This window comes from Streptomyces sp. NPDC051320 (assembly GCF_040682175.1).
GTDB lineage: Bacteria > Actinomycetota > Actinomycetes > Streptomycetales > Streptomycetaceae > Streptomyces.
In genome coordinates, this window is record NZ_JBFBAL010000002.1 from 600,786 (window position 1) to 615,492 (window position 14,707).

At 71.5% G+C, this 14,707-nt stretch carries 18 protein-coding genes; 11 read left to right on the forward strand and 7 right to left on the reverse strand.

Annotated elements, in window-relative coordinates:
- Positions 1-170 precede the first annotated feature (170 nt).
- The gene (locus tag AB0M87_RS06820) at positions 171-752 is read left to right on the forward strand and encodes a DUF1707 domain-containing protein (RefSeq protein ID WP_365850684.1); all 582 of its coding nucleotides are present in this window, start codon (positions 171-173) and stop codon (positions 750-752) included.
- 173 nt (positions 753-925) lie between these two features.
- Positions 926-1,858: a methyltransferase gene (locus AB0M87_RS06825; protein WP_365850686.1), complete on the forward strand. Its 933-nt coding sequence runs from the start codon at positions 926-928 to the stop codon at positions 1,856-1,858.
- 59 nt (positions 1,859-1,917) lie between these two features.
- On the opposite strand, the gene AB0M87_RS06830 is transcribed toward AB0M87_RS06825, so the two are convergent.
- Together AB0M87_RS06830 and AB0M87_RS06835 are read right to left on the reverse strand one after the other, a co-directional pair.
- A complete protein-coding gene (locus AB0M87_RS06830) occupies positions 1,918-2,391 on the reverse strand; it encodes a carboxymuconolactone decarboxylase family protein (RefSeq protein WP_365850688.1) in 474 nt (157 codons plus the stop codon).
- 182 nt (positions 2,392-2,573) lie between these two features.
- The gene (locus tag AB0M87_RS06835; RefSeq protein WP_365850690.1) at positions 2,574-3,236 is read right to left on the reverse strand and encodes an antibiotic biosynthesis monooxygenase; all 663 of its coding nucleotides are present in this window, start codon (positions 3,234-3,236) and stop codon (positions 2,574-2,576) included.
- 136 nt (positions 3,237-3,372) lie between these two features.
- On the opposite strand from AB0M87_RS06835, the gene AB0M87_RS06840 reads away from it, so the two are divergent.
- The gene (locus AB0M87_RS06840; protein WP_365850691.1) at positions 3,373-4,026 is read left to right on the forward strand and encodes a maleylpyruvate isomerase N-terminal domain-containing protein; all 654 of its coding nucleotides are present in this window, start codon (positions 3,373-3,375) and stop codon (positions 4,024-4,026) included.
- Between the two features lie 78 nt (positions 4,027-4,104).
- Here the strand turns inward: AB0M87_RS06840 and AB0M87_RS06845 are convergent, their stop codons facing one another.
- Complete coding sequence (locus AB0M87_RS06845) at positions 4,105-4,902, reverse strand: inositol monophosphatase family protein (protein WP_365850693.1); 798 nt, start codon at positions 4,900-4,902, stop codon at positions 4,105-4,107.
- Between the two features lie 162 nt (positions 4,903-5,064).
- On the opposite strand from AB0M87_RS06845, the gene AB0M87_RS06850 reads away from it, so the two are divergent.
- The 7 genes from AB0M87_RS06850 (at position 5,065) to AB0M87_RS06880 (ending at position 11,328) form a co-directional block, all read left to right on the forward strand.
- Positions 5,065-6,231 carry a low temperature requirement protein A gene (locus AB0M87_RS06850; protein ID WP_365850973.1) on the forward strand — a complete coding sequence of 389 codons (1,167 nt, stop codon included), beginning with the start codon at positions 5,065-5,067 and terminating at the stop codon, positions 6,229-6,231.
- A 160-nt stretch (positions 6,232-6,391) separates the two neighbouring features.
- Positions 6,392-6,571 carry a hypothetical protein gene (locus tag AB0M87_RS06855; RefSeq protein WP_365850694.1) on the forward strand — a complete coding sequence of 60 codons (180 nt, stop codon included), beginning with the start codon at positions 6,392-6,394 and terminating at the stop codon, positions 6,569-6,571.
- Between the two features lie 12 nt (positions 6,572-6,583).
- The gene (locus tag AB0M87_RS06860; RefSeq protein WP_365850696.1) at positions 6,584-7,318 is read left to right on the forward strand and encodes a hypothetical protein; all 735 of its coding nucleotides are present in this window, start codon (positions 6,584-6,586) and stop codon (positions 7,316-7,318) included.
- Between the two features lie 56 nt (positions 7,319-7,374).
- On the forward strand, positions 7,375-8,403 hold the full coding sequence (locus AB0M87_RS06865; protein ID WP_365850975.1) for a hypothetical protein: 1,029 nt from the start codon (positions 7,375-7,377) through the stop codon (positions 8,401-8,403).
- A complete protein-coding gene (locus tag AB0M87_RS06870) occupies positions 8,400-9,329 on the forward strand; it encodes a hypothetical protein (protein WP_365850698.1) in 930 nt (309 codons plus the stop codon). Before AB0M87_RS06865 ends, AB0M87_RS06870 begins: the two co-directional genes overlap by 4 nt.
- The gene (locus tag AB0M87_RS06875; RefSeq protein ID WP_365850700.1) at positions 9,326-10,459 is read left to right on the forward strand and encodes a serine hydrolase domain-containing protein; all 1,134 of its coding nucleotides are present in this window, start codon (positions 9,326-9,328) and stop codon (positions 10,457-10,459) included. Before AB0M87_RS06870 ends, AB0M87_RS06875 begins: the two co-directional genes overlap by 4 nt.
- A 98-nt stretch (positions 10,460-10,557) precedes the next feature.
- Positions 10,558-11,328 carry a hypothetical protein gene (locus AB0M87_RS06880; RefSeq protein WP_365850701.1) on the forward strand — a complete coding sequence of 257 codons (771 nt, stop codon included), beginning with the start codon at positions 10,558-10,560 and terminating at the stop codon, positions 11,326-11,328.
- Here AB0M87_RS06880 and AB0M87_RS06885 read toward each other — a convergent pair.
- On the reverse strand, positions 11,322-12,107 hold the full coding sequence (locus AB0M87_RS06885) for a class I SAM-dependent methyltransferase (RefSeq protein ID WP_365850703.1): 786 nt from the start codon (positions 12,105-12,107) through the stop codon (positions 11,322-11,324). The genes AB0M87_RS06880 and AB0M87_RS06885 overlap by 7 nt on opposite strands.
- Positions 12,108-12,241: 134 nt before the next feature.
- Complete coding sequence (locus tag AB0M87_RS06890) at positions 12,242-12,619, reverse strand: hypothetical protein (RefSeq protein ID WP_365850705.1); 378 nt, start codon at positions 12,617-12,619, stop codon at positions 12,242-12,244.
- Between the two features lie 105 nt (positions 12,620-12,724).
- Between AB0M87_RS06890 and AB0M87_RS06895 the strand changes: the two genes are divergently transcribed.
- The gene (locus tag AB0M87_RS06895; RefSeq protein ID WP_365850707.1) at positions 12,725-13,270 is read left to right on the forward strand and encodes an NADPH-dependent FMN reductase; all 546 of its coding nucleotides are present in this window, start codon (positions 12,725-12,727) and stop codon (positions 13,268-13,270) included.
- Here AB0M87_RS06895 and AB0M87_RS06900 read toward each other — a convergent pair.
- Together AB0M87_RS06900 and AB0M87_RS06905 are read right to left on the reverse strand one after the other, a co-directional pair.
- On the reverse strand, positions 13,258-13,770 hold the full coding sequence (locus AB0M87_RS06900) for a DUF1990 domain-containing protein (RefSeq protein ID WP_365850708.1): 513 nt from the start codon (positions 13,768-13,770) through the stop codon (positions 13,258-13,260). The genes AB0M87_RS06895 and AB0M87_RS06900 overlap by 13 nt on opposite strands.
- The gene (locus AB0M87_RS06905) at positions 13,767-14,594 is read right to left on the reverse strand and encodes a YndJ family protein (protein ID WP_365850709.1); all 828 of its coding nucleotides are present in this window, start codon (positions 14,592-14,594) and stop codon (positions 13,767-13,769) included. Before AB0M87_RS06905 ends, AB0M87_RS06900 begins: the two co-directional genes overlap by 4 nt.
- Between the last annotated feature and the right edge of the window lie 113 nt (positions 14,595-14,707).

Below are 14,707 nucleotides of genomic sequence, written 5' to 3' on the forward strand. Positions count from 1 at the left end.
ACCGGAACTCGGTTATAAATCAAGCCAGTTCGGCACGGCCCGTCGGCCTGCTCCGTCTCCGGTCGGCGATCATCGGCGTTGCGGGACTCCGTGCTCTCCACCAGACTGTGGACATGACGGGCGAACTCAGACCGGCCGATGACTCTTCCGGGCACGGCACAACTCCCGCCATGCGCGCCTCCGACCGGGACCGGGACCAGGTCGTGGAGATCCTGCAGGTTGCCGCAGGTGACGGCCGGATCACCGCCTCCGAACTGGACGAGCGCCTGGACGCGGCCTTGTCCGCCCGCACCATCGGCGAGCTGGCCGAGCTGACCGCCGACCTGCCCTCGGAAGGGATGCCCCCGCAGGCCAGGGATCTGGTCCGGATCGACCAGCGTTTCGGCGACGTCACGCGCACCGGCCGCTGGCTGGTCCCGCGCCGCATGGACATCCGACTGATGTTCTGCGAAGCGAAGCTCGACTTCACCGACGCGGTGATCACCCACAGCGCTCTGCACATCGATGTCGACCTGCGCATCGGGGGAAACCTGATCCTGGTGACCAGGCCAGGAATCGTGGTCGACACCGACGACCTGGTGCGCAGCAGCGGCGAGATCAAGATCCGGCCGGCATCCGACCCGGACACTCCCATCACCCTGCGCGTGCAGCTGGCCGGACAGTCCCGCGGGGGCGACATCATCGCCCGACCGCCGCGACGGAAGTTCTCGGAGCGGCTACGCCGCGGCGCGCCGAGGAGTACCGGCCGCTGAGCGCGGGTCGGCGTACCGGACCCCCGGCTTCGCGGCGTCATCCGCCCGTCGGTGCACCCCCGTTCGCGCGGTGCGCCCCCTTAGCATGGCGGAGTGCCGTCGAACGAGAGTGAGACCTCCGCCTGGCAGCTGCTGGCCCCGGTCACGGATCTGGTGACTCCGATGGCGTCCCGGTGGCCGCCACGCTGCGGCTGGCCGACCTGATGGCCGGCGGTGCCGAAGGCGTCGACGAGCTGGCCGAACGGGCCGGCACCGACGCCGACGCGCTGGGCCGGCTGTTGCGTCACCTCACCTGCCACGGGGTGTTCGCCGAGCCCTCGCCGGGGCGGTTCACCCTCAACGAGACCGCCGAACTGCTGCGGTCGGACCAGCCGTCGGGCATGCGGACGCAGTTCGACCTCGAGGAGTTCGGCGGCCGGATGGACCTGGTGTTCACCGAGCTGATGCACACGGTCCGCACCGGCCGCCCCGCCTGGGAAACGGCCTTCGGCGCACCGTTCTGGGACTACCTCGACGCCCACCCCGCCGTGGCGGCCTCTTTCGACGCGTCGATGGCGGGCTCACTGCGGTCCGCGGCGGCCACCGGCTACGACTGGTCCGGGATCCGGCACGTCGTCGACGTCGGCGGCGGTACCGGGGCGCTGCTGGCCGAGGTGCTGCGGCCCCATACCGACATCCGGGCCACGCTGGTCGACCTGCCGGACACCGTCGCCCGCGGCCGCCGGTTCCTGGCCGAGCGCGGGCTGGAAGGGCGGTGCGAGTTCGCCGGGCAGAGCTTCTTCGACCCGCTGCCCTCCGGCGGCGACGTCTATCTGCTCAGCGCGGTGCTGCATGACTGGGGTGACGAGCCGGCCACCGCGATCCTGCGCCGGTGCGCGGAGGCCGCCGGCGAGAGGGGCCGGGTCGTCATCGTCGAATCGCACGGCACCGCCGGCGACGATCCGGGCATGTTCGCCGAGATGGACCTGCGCATGCTGGTGCTGAGCGGCGGGCGTGAGCGCAGCATCGACGGCTACCGAACGCTCGCCGCAGTGGCCGGGCTCGCAACGGCCGATGTCCGTACGACCCCGAACGGCCACGTGCTCATCGACTGCCGCGCCGCCTGACGCGACGCGGCAGCCTCACCGTGGAACCGTGCCGTACGGCCCGGCCGAGAGGTGCTCCGTCATCCGAATTGGCCGGGCTGGTAGTCCCCGGCCGGCTGCTGGACGATGACGTTCAGGCGGTTGAAGGAGTTGATGAGGGCGATCGTGCATACCAGGGCAGCGAGTTGGTCCTCGTCGTAGTACTTGGCGGCATTCGCCCAGACCTCGTCCGTGACCCCCTCTGCCGCGTCAGCCAGGCGGGTGCCCTGCTCCGCAAGCTCCAGGGCGGCGCGCTCGGCGTCGGTGAAGACCGTGGCTTCCCGCCAGGCCGCGACCAGGTTGAGGCGCACCGCGGTCTCCCCGGCGTGCGCGGCGTCCTTGGTGTGCATGTCGATGCAGCCGGCGCAGCCGTTGATCTGGCTGGCACGGAGCTTCACCAGTTCCTGCGTCGCGAACGGCAGCGTCGAGTCGGCCAGCACCTTGCCCGCCGCGACCAGGTGCTTGCCGAACATGGCTGCGGTCCGGCTGTCGAAAAGGTTCAAACGAGCTTCCATGATGAGCTCCTCTGTCGTCGCTGTTGGTTACACACCTCTGACGGGACAGCTCGGCGAGATGTGACACGGCCTGAATGTGACGTGCGTCTCCTGCCGCGGAGGGCTCCAGAGCCGTGTCCCGGGTGGCACGCGAGCCCGTCCGCCGACCGGTGGTCGAGCTGCACGCGGCGGGAGCGGGAGCCCTACCGGCGCGGAGTGTTGTCCTTCTCCGGGCCGCGCACACTCCCCAGCAGCCGGTAGTACTGAGGGGCGTGCACACGTACTCCGCCTTCGGCGGTGGCGGGCAGGTCCGGTGAGCCGTGGCGCGAGGTACCCAGTGCGTAGAGGAGAGCGTGCTTCCCGTCCTTGCTCAACAGCAGGTGCGCTGCGCTGATGCCTGCGGGTGACTCGTCCCGCAGCCTCCCGGCGACGGTATCGGCCCAGCTCCTGGCCTCCTTCGCCGTACGGGCCTCGGCACGCACCAGACCGACCACGTCGGCAGGTCCGGCGCCGAGCGCAACGCTGCGGAGCGCCTCGTAACGCGCCAGGCCCGGGCGCTCGATGCCAGGGACGTCCCGATCGATGCGGTTGACCATGTCCGGCCGATGCTCGCGCACGAAAGCGAGGTGCGCGTCGTCGTCGGTCCATTGCGCGTGGCTGAGGAGAACCCGGCCGTCGGCCCCGGCGAAACAACTGAGCTGCAGGAACCCTTCGGGCCGGAACCTGGCGGACAGCTCGCGCCACTCGCTGAGCAGCGCATCGGCCGCCATCCGCTGCCGGGCCGGCGTGCCTACGATCCACTCACTGATCAGGGTGGTACCCGCGTCGGGCCGGCTGACGTGGGGCAGCGGCTCAGGGGGTGTCATCACAGTTCCTTCCGGACTCGTCGTGCGCTCAGCGTGCAACCTCAAGCGTGATTGAGGTCAAGCGTGCGGCGAGCTCCACCTTCGTGGGCGGGCGAAACCGGTCGCAAGGGAGGCAGGCCGTTGGTAGCTTGCCGCCGTGGATCTCTTCTCGCGCTGTTGGTCAGCGTTGCGCACCGCGGTCGCCGAACTCCCGGACGAGGACTTCGCGCAGCCGTCCGGCTGCACCGGCTGGCTGGTGCGGGACCTGGTGTGCCACCTGATCATCGACGCTAAGGACGTCTTGATCACCCTCGTCACCCCCGCCGATGACGAGCCGACGCGGGACGCGGTGACCTACTGGGACATCGTCGATCCGCCGACCGGTGACGACCCGCTCGACGCGTTGACCGTCCGCCTGGCCGCCGCGTACGAAGAACCGCGGCTGCTCAGGTTCCACCTCGACGACGTCGGTTCCGCCGCCGGTCGCGCCGCCGAACTCGCGGATCCTGCGGGCCGGGTCCGTACCCGCGATGAGGTGCTCACCGCGGGTGACTACCTCTCCGCGTACGTCCTGGAGTGGACGCTGCACCACCTCGACCTGACCGCACACCTCCCGGACGCGGCGGAACCGCCCGCCGAGGGGCTCGCCCGGTCACGCGAACTGCTGGAGGAGATCGCCGGTGCGGCGTTCCCCTCGTCGTTCTCCGACAAGGACGCGCTGCTGATCGGCACCGGACGGCGCGGCCCGGCCGGTGCGGAGCAGACGGAACTGGGTGAGTTGGCCGCGCGACTCCCGCTCGTCCTCGGCTGATCGACCCGTTCGAGCCGTTCAACCCGTGCGAGCCGCAACAACCTCGCCCAGCGGCGGGTGAGTCGGGGAAGGCCGGCGCTAACCTCCGCTGCGGATCATCGACATCAGCAGCCCGTGGGTCTCGGCGTCGGCGGCTGCCACGAGCCCGCGGCCGGCCGGCCCGATCGGGGCGCCGTCGATCCCGGTCACCACGCAGCCGGCCGCCCGGCACAGAGCGATGCCGGCGGCGAAGTGCACGCTCCCGGACAGGTCGCCGCCATCGGTGACGTACGCGGCGCGTTGGCCGGCCGCGACCCAGGTCAGCGCCAGCGTCGTGGACACCACCCGCGGTCGGAACCGCTCGACGAACCCCGGGTGGGCCAGCAGGTCCACGGCCCGGAAGCCGGGTGCGCCCGGGAACGGCGGGTCCAGGTTGACGTCCACCAACCGGGTGGCGGGGGTGGGCGCCGTCCGGGCGTCGACCCCGTTCTGCCGTACCCGGGCGCTCTCGCCGTCGGTGTAGAAGACCTCACCGCTGAACGGGTCGGCCACCGCTGCCGCCCCGCCGCGCAGTGCCACGTTGACGGCCACCAGCATGGTGCCGACGGCGTAGTTCAGCGTGCCGCACAGGGGGTCCACCAACCACTGGCGCCCCGCGTCGGCCGCACCCTGCTGCCCGCCCTCCTCGCCGAGCACCGCATCATCGGGCCGGACAGCACGGATGACGTCGAGGATCGCCTTCTCGGCCGCCACGTCGGCGGCGGTGGCGAAGTCCCCGGCGCCCTTGTCGATGCGGGCGAGCTGCCGACCGTACATGGCGCGCACCACGTCCGCGCCGGCCTGCGCCGCGGCTATCGCGACGTCGGCGTCGTCAGGACTCACGGATGAGTTGACCATGCCGTGCAGGATATCGGGTCGGCCTGTCGACCCCGCGCCCCTGTGCCGTCCCGGCCGGGCGGGCGGCGAGAATGTGCGCACAGCAGATCGGACCGTTGCAGGAGAGGCGCGATGAGCGGTAGCAGCACCGTCCCGGAACGGACCGGGCCGTTTCGACGGGTGATGCGGGGGCGGGACCCCGGCGAGGAGCACCGGGCGTCGACGCCGTTGGAGCTGCTGTTCGACCTGACGTTCGTGGTCGCGGTGTCGCAGGCGGCGGCTCAGTTCCACCACGCCCTGGCCGAGGGCCACCTCGTCTCCGGCCTGGCGGGGTACGCCGCGGTGTTCTTCGCCATCTGGTGGGCGTGGATGAACTTCACGTGGTTCGCCTCCGCCTACGACACCGACGACGTGCCCTACCGGCTGCTGACGCTGCTGCAGATGGCCGGTGTCCTCGTACTGGCCGCCGGGGTACCCGCCGCGTTCGACGGCGACTTCGCCCTCGTGGTGGTCGGTTACGTCATCATGCGGCTCGCGATGATCACCCAATGGCTCCGCGCGGCCGTCGAGCACCCCGAGGGCCGCAGGGCCGCGCTGCGGTACGCCGTGGGCATCGCCGTGGTGCAGGCCGGGTGGGTCGCCCGGCTCTGGGCCCCGGGCGTCTGGGCCCCGGTCACCTTCGTGGTACTGGTGGCGGCGGAGCTCGCCGTGCCGGCCTGGGCCGAATACCGCGGCAGCCCCACCAGTTGGCATCCCGGCCATATCGCCGAACGCTACGGGCTGTTCACGATCATCGTGCTCGGCGAGATCATCCTCGCCACGCTCTCGGCCGTTCAGTCGGCCGTGACCGCCCACGGCTTGTCCGCCACCATCCTGCTGATCGCCCTGGGCGGTCTGCTGCTCGTCTTCACCCTGTGGTGGGTCTACTTCACCGGTGACGACGCCGGCCTGACCAGCCTGCGCACCGCCCTGACGTGGGGATACGGCCACTACGTCGTCTTCGCCGCACTGGCCGCGCTCGGCGCCGGCCTGGAGGCGGCACTGGATGCCGGCGAACACCACGCGCATCTGTCCGACGAGGCCGCCGGCCTGGCGGTGGCCGTTCCGGTGGCGATCGTGCTGCTTCTGCTGGCCGTGCTGCACCGGATGACCGGCACCGGCACCGTGGGACACGGCCTGCTGATGACGGTCGGCACGCTCGTCGTGCTGGCCCTGGGCTTCAGCCCGCCGGTGCTGGGCCTGGGAGGGGCCGTGCTGGGCATGGGCCTGGCCTGCGCCGCGACCCTGGCCGTCAACGTGACCGTCGCGCGGCGCCGTCACTGGCACCTGCCCTCGCCGCATCGGCGGTGACCGGCCGGACGGGAGCGCCCTGCAAATGAGCGCTCAGGAGCGTCCCGTGAATGACAACTCAATTGAAGGGTCAAGAGCCGGATTCTTCCTTTTGCGCGGTTCTCGTCCTTGGGTTTAGCTGAGACGGAAGGGAACCCAACCCGACAGAATGGGATGGCTCATGTACTCCACTGAACCGCTGACGGACACCAGCCTCGACACGGATGTCGAGGCGGCACTCAACCCGTGTGAGATCGAGGGCACCTTCCGGGACTCCCGTGAGTGCGCTGAGCTCGCGCTTCTCTCCGGGAGCACCTCGCTGCTGCTCTCGCCGCCGACTCCGCGCCCCAAGAAGTCGTAAGCAGTAACGCGGATGGACCAGTCAAGCGCTTCCTCCCGCATTGCGGGCGCGGTGCACGACCTGGCATCCGAGGTGGTCTTCGCTCTGCAGAGTGAAGACCACCTCTCCGCCGTGTGCGGCGCGGCCGGAATCGGTGAGGACGACAGAACGGGAATCGCCGCCGTCAGGGTGATCGGAGCGGACCTGCTGCTGCCGAGCATTCTGTACGGGCGGGATCCGCACCCCGGTGATATCGCCGTGCTGCAGCGTGCGGTCATCGAATTCCCGCCCCGCACCGGCGCCCCCGCGGCCTCCGCCTGGAGTCACTGGGCCATGGAGTCGACGCTGCGGCAACTGGCCCGCGCGGAAGCGGCGGAAACAGCGGAAGGCCTCCGGCAGGCGGGGCAGTTCAGCGCTACCGGTACGGAACCCGGGGCCGGGTGGCTGGAACAGGCCCCCTGGCAGGCGCTCACCCATCAGCTCTCGGTACTGGCGCCGCTCGCCGTGCCCGCGGCCACCTCGGCGGTCAACCGGGCGGCGAACCGCAGGCCGGTCGACGTGGCGCGTGGGTTCGTCCGCGCCGTACGGCGCCGCGACTGGCTTCAGGCGGCCGGGGCCGGCCGGTGGCTGGCCACGCTCGACGGGGTACCGGACACCCTCGGCCTGGACGCCGGTCTGGACTTCGTCCAGTTGATGGGCGGCCAGGATGCCCGGGTGACCCTGCATCTGCGTGCGGCCAGACTGATCCGCTCTGGATCGCTGCGGTGACGGCGGGCGAAGGCCCGGGAACTCCGTCGGGGGCCGGGCGGGCGCCGCAGGGCGACCTGGCGGCCCACGGCGACCTGGTGCACGACGTGGCGGGCGCCGCCCTGGCATGGGTGTGCGACAACCGCTCCGGCTTCGTGCTCCCCGCCGACGTCCTGGAGCCGCATACGGACGTCAACCACACCCTGAAACCGCTCGGTGAGCTGGCGCAGCTCTGCACCACGGTCCGCCGCCGTACCCGGCCCGGCGACCGGCTGCACACCGTCGCCGGCTCGCTCGTACGGTTCGCCTGGGAGCAGACCGGCGCGGGTGAACTGCTGCTGGACCTGTTGCGCGCCGAGCCGTTCGCCACGTACCCGTTCGAGATCTACGCGGCCTTCGCGGGCGACGGCCTACGGCACCAGGGTTTCGAGCGCCTCGCCGGCACCATCGCCGCCACCCGCGGCTGGGCGTTCACCGAGCAGCACGCCAACCGCCGGCTCGGGCTGCTCAACTCCGAGCGACGCATCGGGCTACCGCTGCACACGGACATGGACCCGGCGCTGCGCCGCACCTGGCTCGGCGGGCTGCCCGAGCCCTGGACGTTCGAGCGGGCATCGGGATACGCCCTCACGCATGCGGTGTTCCACGTCACCGACTGGGGCACCGCACCCGATCGCATGCCGCACGACGTCGCCGGATACCTCGGCGCCTGGCTGCCGGCCTGGATCGACGGCTGCTTCGAGGGAGGGCAGTGGGACCTGGGCTGCGAACTGCTGGCCGTCGGCGCCTGTCTGCCCGCACCTCCGCCGGCGGCACTGCTGGAGACCTGCTGGCCGGTCATCGCCGCCGTGCAGGACCCGGCCGGTGCGGTGCCGGAGACCGGTCTGCCACCGCATGACGGTGAAGGACGGGACGGGCCGGCCGGTGAACCGCCCCGCACGTTCCTGAACTGCTACCACTCGACGCTGGTGACGGCCTTCGCCGCCGCCCTCACGCTTGCCCGCATCCATCCCGCTGCCGGAAACCAGGACCCCGACCGTAACCAACACCCCGACCGGTTCCCGGCCTTGGACATGGCCGGCCGTCGGGACGGAGGCGCGCTATGACGGGCATCCAGCAGATCCACGGTGTCGGATCGCGCGCCCTGGAATGGCTGTACGGCCACCGGGACGGCTTTCGCCTCGAGGAGCACCCCGAACCCGGCGTCGGGATGCTGGAGCGCTTCAAGCCGCTCGGGGAGCTGGCCCTCATCACGAAGGTCATCTTCCGCGAGGGCGTCGCCGGCTCCCAACAAGCCGCGACCGCACGGAAGTTGCTGGACCATGCCTGGCACCGACTGCTGGACTCCGGTGCCAAGCTCGTCGAAGGCCAGCGCCACGAACCGCTGTCGCCGGTGCCCTGGGAGGTCTACGTACCCTTCAAGGAACTCGGGTACGGCAGCCCCGGCATCGAGACCGCCGCGCACCTCAACCACCGCCTCGGCAGTTGGGCGGCGCTGGAGGTGATGCCCAACCGGCGGCTCGGAATCTCCGCCATGGAACGGCGGTACGGTCTCCGACCCAGCCTGCCGCAGGACGAGGCGTTCGACCGCACCTGGCTCGCCCGAAGCCCGGAGCCGTGGACCGTGGAGGGCCACATCGGCTACGACATCACGCACACGGTCTTCCACCTGACCGACTGGGGCGAGAACCCGTCAGGTCTGCCGCCGGCCGTTGCGGACTATCTGGCGACCTGGTTGCCGGCCTGGCTGGACGACTGGCTCGACCTCGAACGATGGGACCTGCTGGGCGAGTTGCTGGTGGTCGACGCCTGCCTGCCGGAGCCGACCCTGGACCCGACGGCCTGGCAGGGCTTCGCCGCCGCCCAACAGGCCGACGGTGCGATGCCCGCCATGGGAGCGATGCCCGAGGGAGACCCGGAATCGGTCTTCGACATCGTCTACCACCCGACCCTGGTGGCCGCGTTCGCCTCCGCACTGGCGGTCTCCCGTGCCATGACGGGCCTGACCACGCCGTCCGCGACCGCTTCATGACGGCGACAGTGACGGCGGGCCGCGCCGTGACCGGCATGGCGGGCCGCCTGGCCACCGCCGCGCAGGCCGTCGACGCGCCCGGCATCGTCATCGCGGTCAGCCGCCGGGGGCACCGCACGGTCCACTGCGGCGGCACCGCCCCTCCCCCGCCCGTCCCTCGTGACCAGCAGCGTTACGAGATCGGCTCGGCGTCGAAGACCTTCACCGGCCTCCTGCTGGCCGAGCTCGTCCGGGCCGGCCGCCTCTCCTACGACGACGTCGCGGCCGACCGACTGGCAGACGGGCACCCGGCCAACGCGCCCCGGGACTCGGACCGGAGCACGGGCCGGGACCGGAACACGGCGACCCTGCGGCACCTGATCACGCACACCGCCGGGCTGCCCTCGCTGCCCGCCGACTTCTACCCGCAGGCGGTCCGCCGCTGGTCCACCGACCCGTACCGGGGCTACCCCGCCGAACGAGTGGTCGCCGCGTTCCTCCGTAACCGACCGCGCCACCGCCCGGGCACCCGCTGGCACTACTCCAACTTCGGCGCCTCGGTGCTCGGCCACGCCCTCGCCGCCGCCACCGGCACACCCTGGGAGGAGCTGCTCGGCCACCACGTGCTGGGCCCGCTCGGCCTGACCGGCACCCGCCTGCACCCGGAGATGCCGGGGGCCGGCACCCCCGGCGCCGAACCGGCCCGCACCGCTGCACCCCGTACGGACGCCTGCGGGCACCGCCCCGACGGCGTCACCCCCGTGCCGGGCCTCGCCATGGGCGGCTTCCAGCCGGCCGGCGCCGTACGCGCGACGCCCGGCGACCTCCTCACGTACCTGGAAGCACTCCTGGACCCGGCCGGCACCCCGTCGGCCGGCACCCCGCTGGCCGACGCCCTTCATGCGGTCCGCCGGCCCCTGCTGCGCCGTGGGCAAGGGCATCGCCACACGCACACGCTCACCTGGTTCCAGCACCCCACCCCGCAGGGCCCCCTCTACTTCCACGCGGGCGCCACCACCGGCCAGCAGGCCTTCATCGGCTTCCGCCCCGCCACCCGTACGGCAGTGGCGGCCGTGTGCACCCGCCGAGTCCGCCTCTTCCGCGACACGTTCATCGCCACGGCGTACGCACTCCTCAGCGACACCGAATGACGGCCCACCGGGGCGGCACCGGCCCGGACCGGCTCCGGTAAGGTGACGATCTTCGGACCCGGCTCGCCGCCGCCCGGAGTCCCTGAAGGTCGTGCCCGATGTACCTCGACGCCACCGCCGCCCGCGGCCACCTCGACGCGGCGCTGGAGCGCCTGGTCGTCATTTTCCGGGGGATGACGGCCCGAGCGGACGAGCACAACTGCGAGTGCCACTGGGGCAGCGCGGAAGAGCTCGCTCTGCTGAAGATCCCGGACGTGGAGCTGGATCCGGACCTGTTGCGCCGTACCTGGGACGCGCCCGACTGGAGCGACCACGGGGCGGTGCTGCGCCGGATCCTGCCGCAGTTCGCCACGGCGCTTGCGGCCGGCCGCGTCCGGCCGCCAGTGGGGATGGAGTGGGCCGGACTCTCGTTCTCCCGGGGCAGGTGGCAGCAGTGGCCGACCGAACAGGCCCACGCCGTACGCGAGTTCCTGGCGGCCTGGTGGGTGCACAGCCTCACCGAACCGGAACCCGCCGTGCCCGCGCACGAGGTCCTCGTGGTGTGCGCCGAGGCGTCCGCCACGCTCAGCCCCTGGCTCGCGCTCTGGGAGGAGCTGGCCCATCCGGTCGCCGACCGGTGTCTGGCCGAGGCGGTCGACCGCTGGAACTACGACCTGTTGGCCGACGAACTGCCCTGGTGGGCCCGGCAGAACGAGGACATGATGCGCGAGGAGCTCACGGCCTGGCTGGTCCGGCACGCCCCGGACCGGCTAGGACAGGACCTACGGGCCCACGGCGCCACCGAGGAACTGCGGCACCGGATACGGCTGCTCGGCCTCACCGGCCCGGCCCGTTGGGACGACCCGCACTGGCCGAACTACCGCTACTGATCCGTTCCCGGCTCGCCGGGTGCACCGGTTCCGGCGTCGCGCGCCCGCCGCGATTCCGGCCGCCGCGCGAAGAACACGAACTCGCGGCCCGGCCGGTCCGGCGCGCCGCGGACCTCCTCGACGGTGTACCCAATCGCGGCGAGGTCTGCCGCTACCTCGTCGCGCTCCCGGAAACGCAGGGTCGAGTCGGAGGTCAGTACCTGTCCGTCCGCGGCGAACACCCAGGTATGACGGAAGGTCACCAGCGGTCCGTCCACCTCCGTCAGCTCCACCCAGGTCTCGACCGGGCCGGCGCCCCGGATCTCCGTAACCCGGTACGACTCCGCACGGTTCCACTCCTTCCAACCGCGTTTCGCCGGGTCACGGGTCTCGAAGACCAGGTACCCGCCGGGCCGCAGGGCGTCATGGGCGCCGCGCAACGTCCCGGCCCAGTCCGACGGGTCGGTGATCGCCTGCGCGACGTTGCCGGTCATGGTGGCGAGGTCCACCCGCAGCACGGGCAGGACCGTCGCATCACCGTGGACCCAGCGCACCCGCTCGCCGCCCGGCTTGGCCCGCGCCACGTCGAGCGAGGCGCCGGCCGGGTCGACGGCGGTCACCTCGACGCCCCGGCCGGCCAGCAGCAACGCGAAGACGCCGGTGCCGCAGCCGATGTCCAGCACCCGGCGCGCGCCGAACTCCTCCGCGATGGCGACGTATCCGTCGAGGTCATCGCGGTCGGGATCGAGCGGGTCATAGATCGCGGCCAGCCGCGGGTGCTCGAATATGTCGTCAGCCATGCGGTCCACGGTACGGCGATCGTGCACCGTGTCCGCCGTGTCCGGTCGTTGGCCCGAGGAGGGAGAGCGGGCGCCCACCGGGAGCGGAACCGCAGGGCTCATCACCGTCCTGCTCATCGAGGGCAAGGCAGCGTTCAGTCCGTCATGGCGGTGCGGAATCCACGGAGCAGTTCCAGCGCGGGCGCGCTCTCCGCATCGAAGCTCCCGCCCTGTCGTTCCGGGGGCAGATCCGGGCCCCAGATACGGGCGGTGTGGCACTGGAAGCAGAAGGCGATCTCGAAGAGCCGACCCGTGAAGCCGTGGGCCCGGATGCCCCAGCCGGGAAGAAAACAGCGGAAGGGTTCGCTGTCCGGCAGGGCCGCGATGAGTTCCAGTACCGCCCGGACCTGGCGCCCCTCCCAGATCGCGACAGTGTCACCGGCCAGGTCATCCGAGGTGATGTGCCGGGTGGGATCGGTGATCCGGACGACTTCTACGAGCTCGGTCTTCGGGCAGGTGAGTGGCAGCAGCATGCCAGCAGGATGGTCGCTCCCGACTCAGGTGGCCACGGAACGGGCGGCGCCGGTGCTGAGCACCGCGCCGCGGAATGGCCCGAGCCGACGGACGGTTACTCCGGCATGACGATGCCGCGCGTGATCCTGCTGCTGTCCGGAAGTCTGCGGACGGGCTCCTCCAACGACATCGCGCTGCGCACCGCACAGGCAGTCGCGCCCCCGGACCTGCACACCGTCCGCTACACCGGACTGGCGGGCCTCCCGCACTTCAACCCCGACGACGACACCGACCCGCTGCCCACGCCCGTCGCCGGACTGCGCGCGGCGATCGACGATGCCGATGCCCTGCTGATCTGCACGCCGGAGTACGCGGGGACGCTTCCGGGGTCGTTCAAGAACCTCCTGGACTGGACGGTCGGCGGCACGGAGATCTGCGACAAGCCCGCCGCCTGGGTGAACGCGGCGGCCCCCGGTCGCGGACAAGGCGCGGCGGACTCCCTGCGGGGGGTACTGGGATACACCGGGGCCGACGTCGTGGAGGAGGCCTGCGTACGGGTACCGGTGGACCGGACGGCCGTGGACGCGGACGGAATCAGCACGGACCCGGAGGCGCGTGAGCGGCTCCGGGTGGTGCTGGCGCGACTTGCTGCGGCTGTTCACCCTCGGTGATGCGTCATCCGTCGCAGGGTGTTCCCGAGGTGACGGGCATAGGCACGCTGGAGTACCGGGACCAGCAGGCCCGCGAGCCGGGTGTACCAACAGCCCGGCCGGCTGAAGGCGGTGACGTCGAACCAGACCGTTCCGTCCGGTGCGAGCTCGACGAGGAACGACTCCTCGCCGCACTCCGGATGGCCGGCTCGGGTTCCGTACGCGAAGCCGATCAGTTCTGTCCCGTACGCCGTCCAGACCACCTCGCACGGGGCGTAGAAGCGCAGTGGCCCGAGGCCGAGGGAGAGCGTGACGTGCGTGCCGGTCTCGACGCGTGGGGACCTTGTGTCCACCCGGGCCCCGGACTGCCGGTGCATCCGCCAGGTGGTGACGGCCGCACCCGCCGCCTCGAAGACGTCCCGACCCTGCCCTATCCGGGTGCGGTGGCGCAGATGATGGTAACCGGGTGGCAGGGGGACGTGCCGGGTGGCGCCTGTTTCACGGTAGTTGAGGGCGCTCATCCGGTCGTCTCCTTCATCGCCTTGATGCGTCGCCAGGCCAGCACCGAACAGAGTGCGAAACCCAGCGCGTTGCCGATGCCGTGCGTGGCGGCCATCCAGGCCACCGTCGGGTGGGGAATTCCGGCCGCTTCGCCCAGCGCCCAGCTCAGCGCGAGCAGCATGGTCAGGACCAGCACCGCCGAGGCTGTGGCCAGCAGCAGGCGGGTGAGCTGATCTCGGCCGGTCCTGCGGATGTCGCGCCAGGTCACCAGCGAGACGGCCCACATCCCGGCGGTCAGTACCAGAGCCCCCGCCAGCTCCACCCAGTCGTCGATGAAGTACCCGGCCAGGACGAGCAGCGTGCCGAGCGGGACGCTCAGCGCCGCCAGCCTTCCCAGCGGGCCGGGGTGTGCCCGGCAGCACAGCCCCGCCACCAACGCCGCGGCGAATCCCGCGAAGTGGAAGTGCGGCACGGTCAGCGCCAGGGTCCGCAGGTCGAAGCCGAGAAGCTGATGGCCCCCGCGCTCGGCGACCAGGGCCAGCGCGGCGACGGACGGAGTCACGAGCGCCGTGAGCGTCGCGATCTCGGCCGGCGCGAACGAGCGGGTCCTCGCCAGCCGCAGCGGAGCCTGGAGCGCGAGCAGCACCGTCGCCACGGCGTACCCGGCGGCGAGGGCCTCCGCGACGGGGCCGCGCGGCAGCCACAGGGATGCGGCGCCTGACACCGCTGCGAGTGGCCAGAGCCGGTCAACCGCCCCGAGGTGGGGATCGCCGAGCAGCCGCAGCCCCACGGGAACGACGATCAGCATGCCGAGCATCACGATCAGATTGACCAGTACGGACATCAGACACCCACCCCTTTTGAACGTGTTCAACAGCGGTGAGCCTACGAGAGTTTCTGAACACGTTCAAGTCCGATCGCTCGCCGACGACTCCCTGTCGGTTTGTCCGGCGGCCC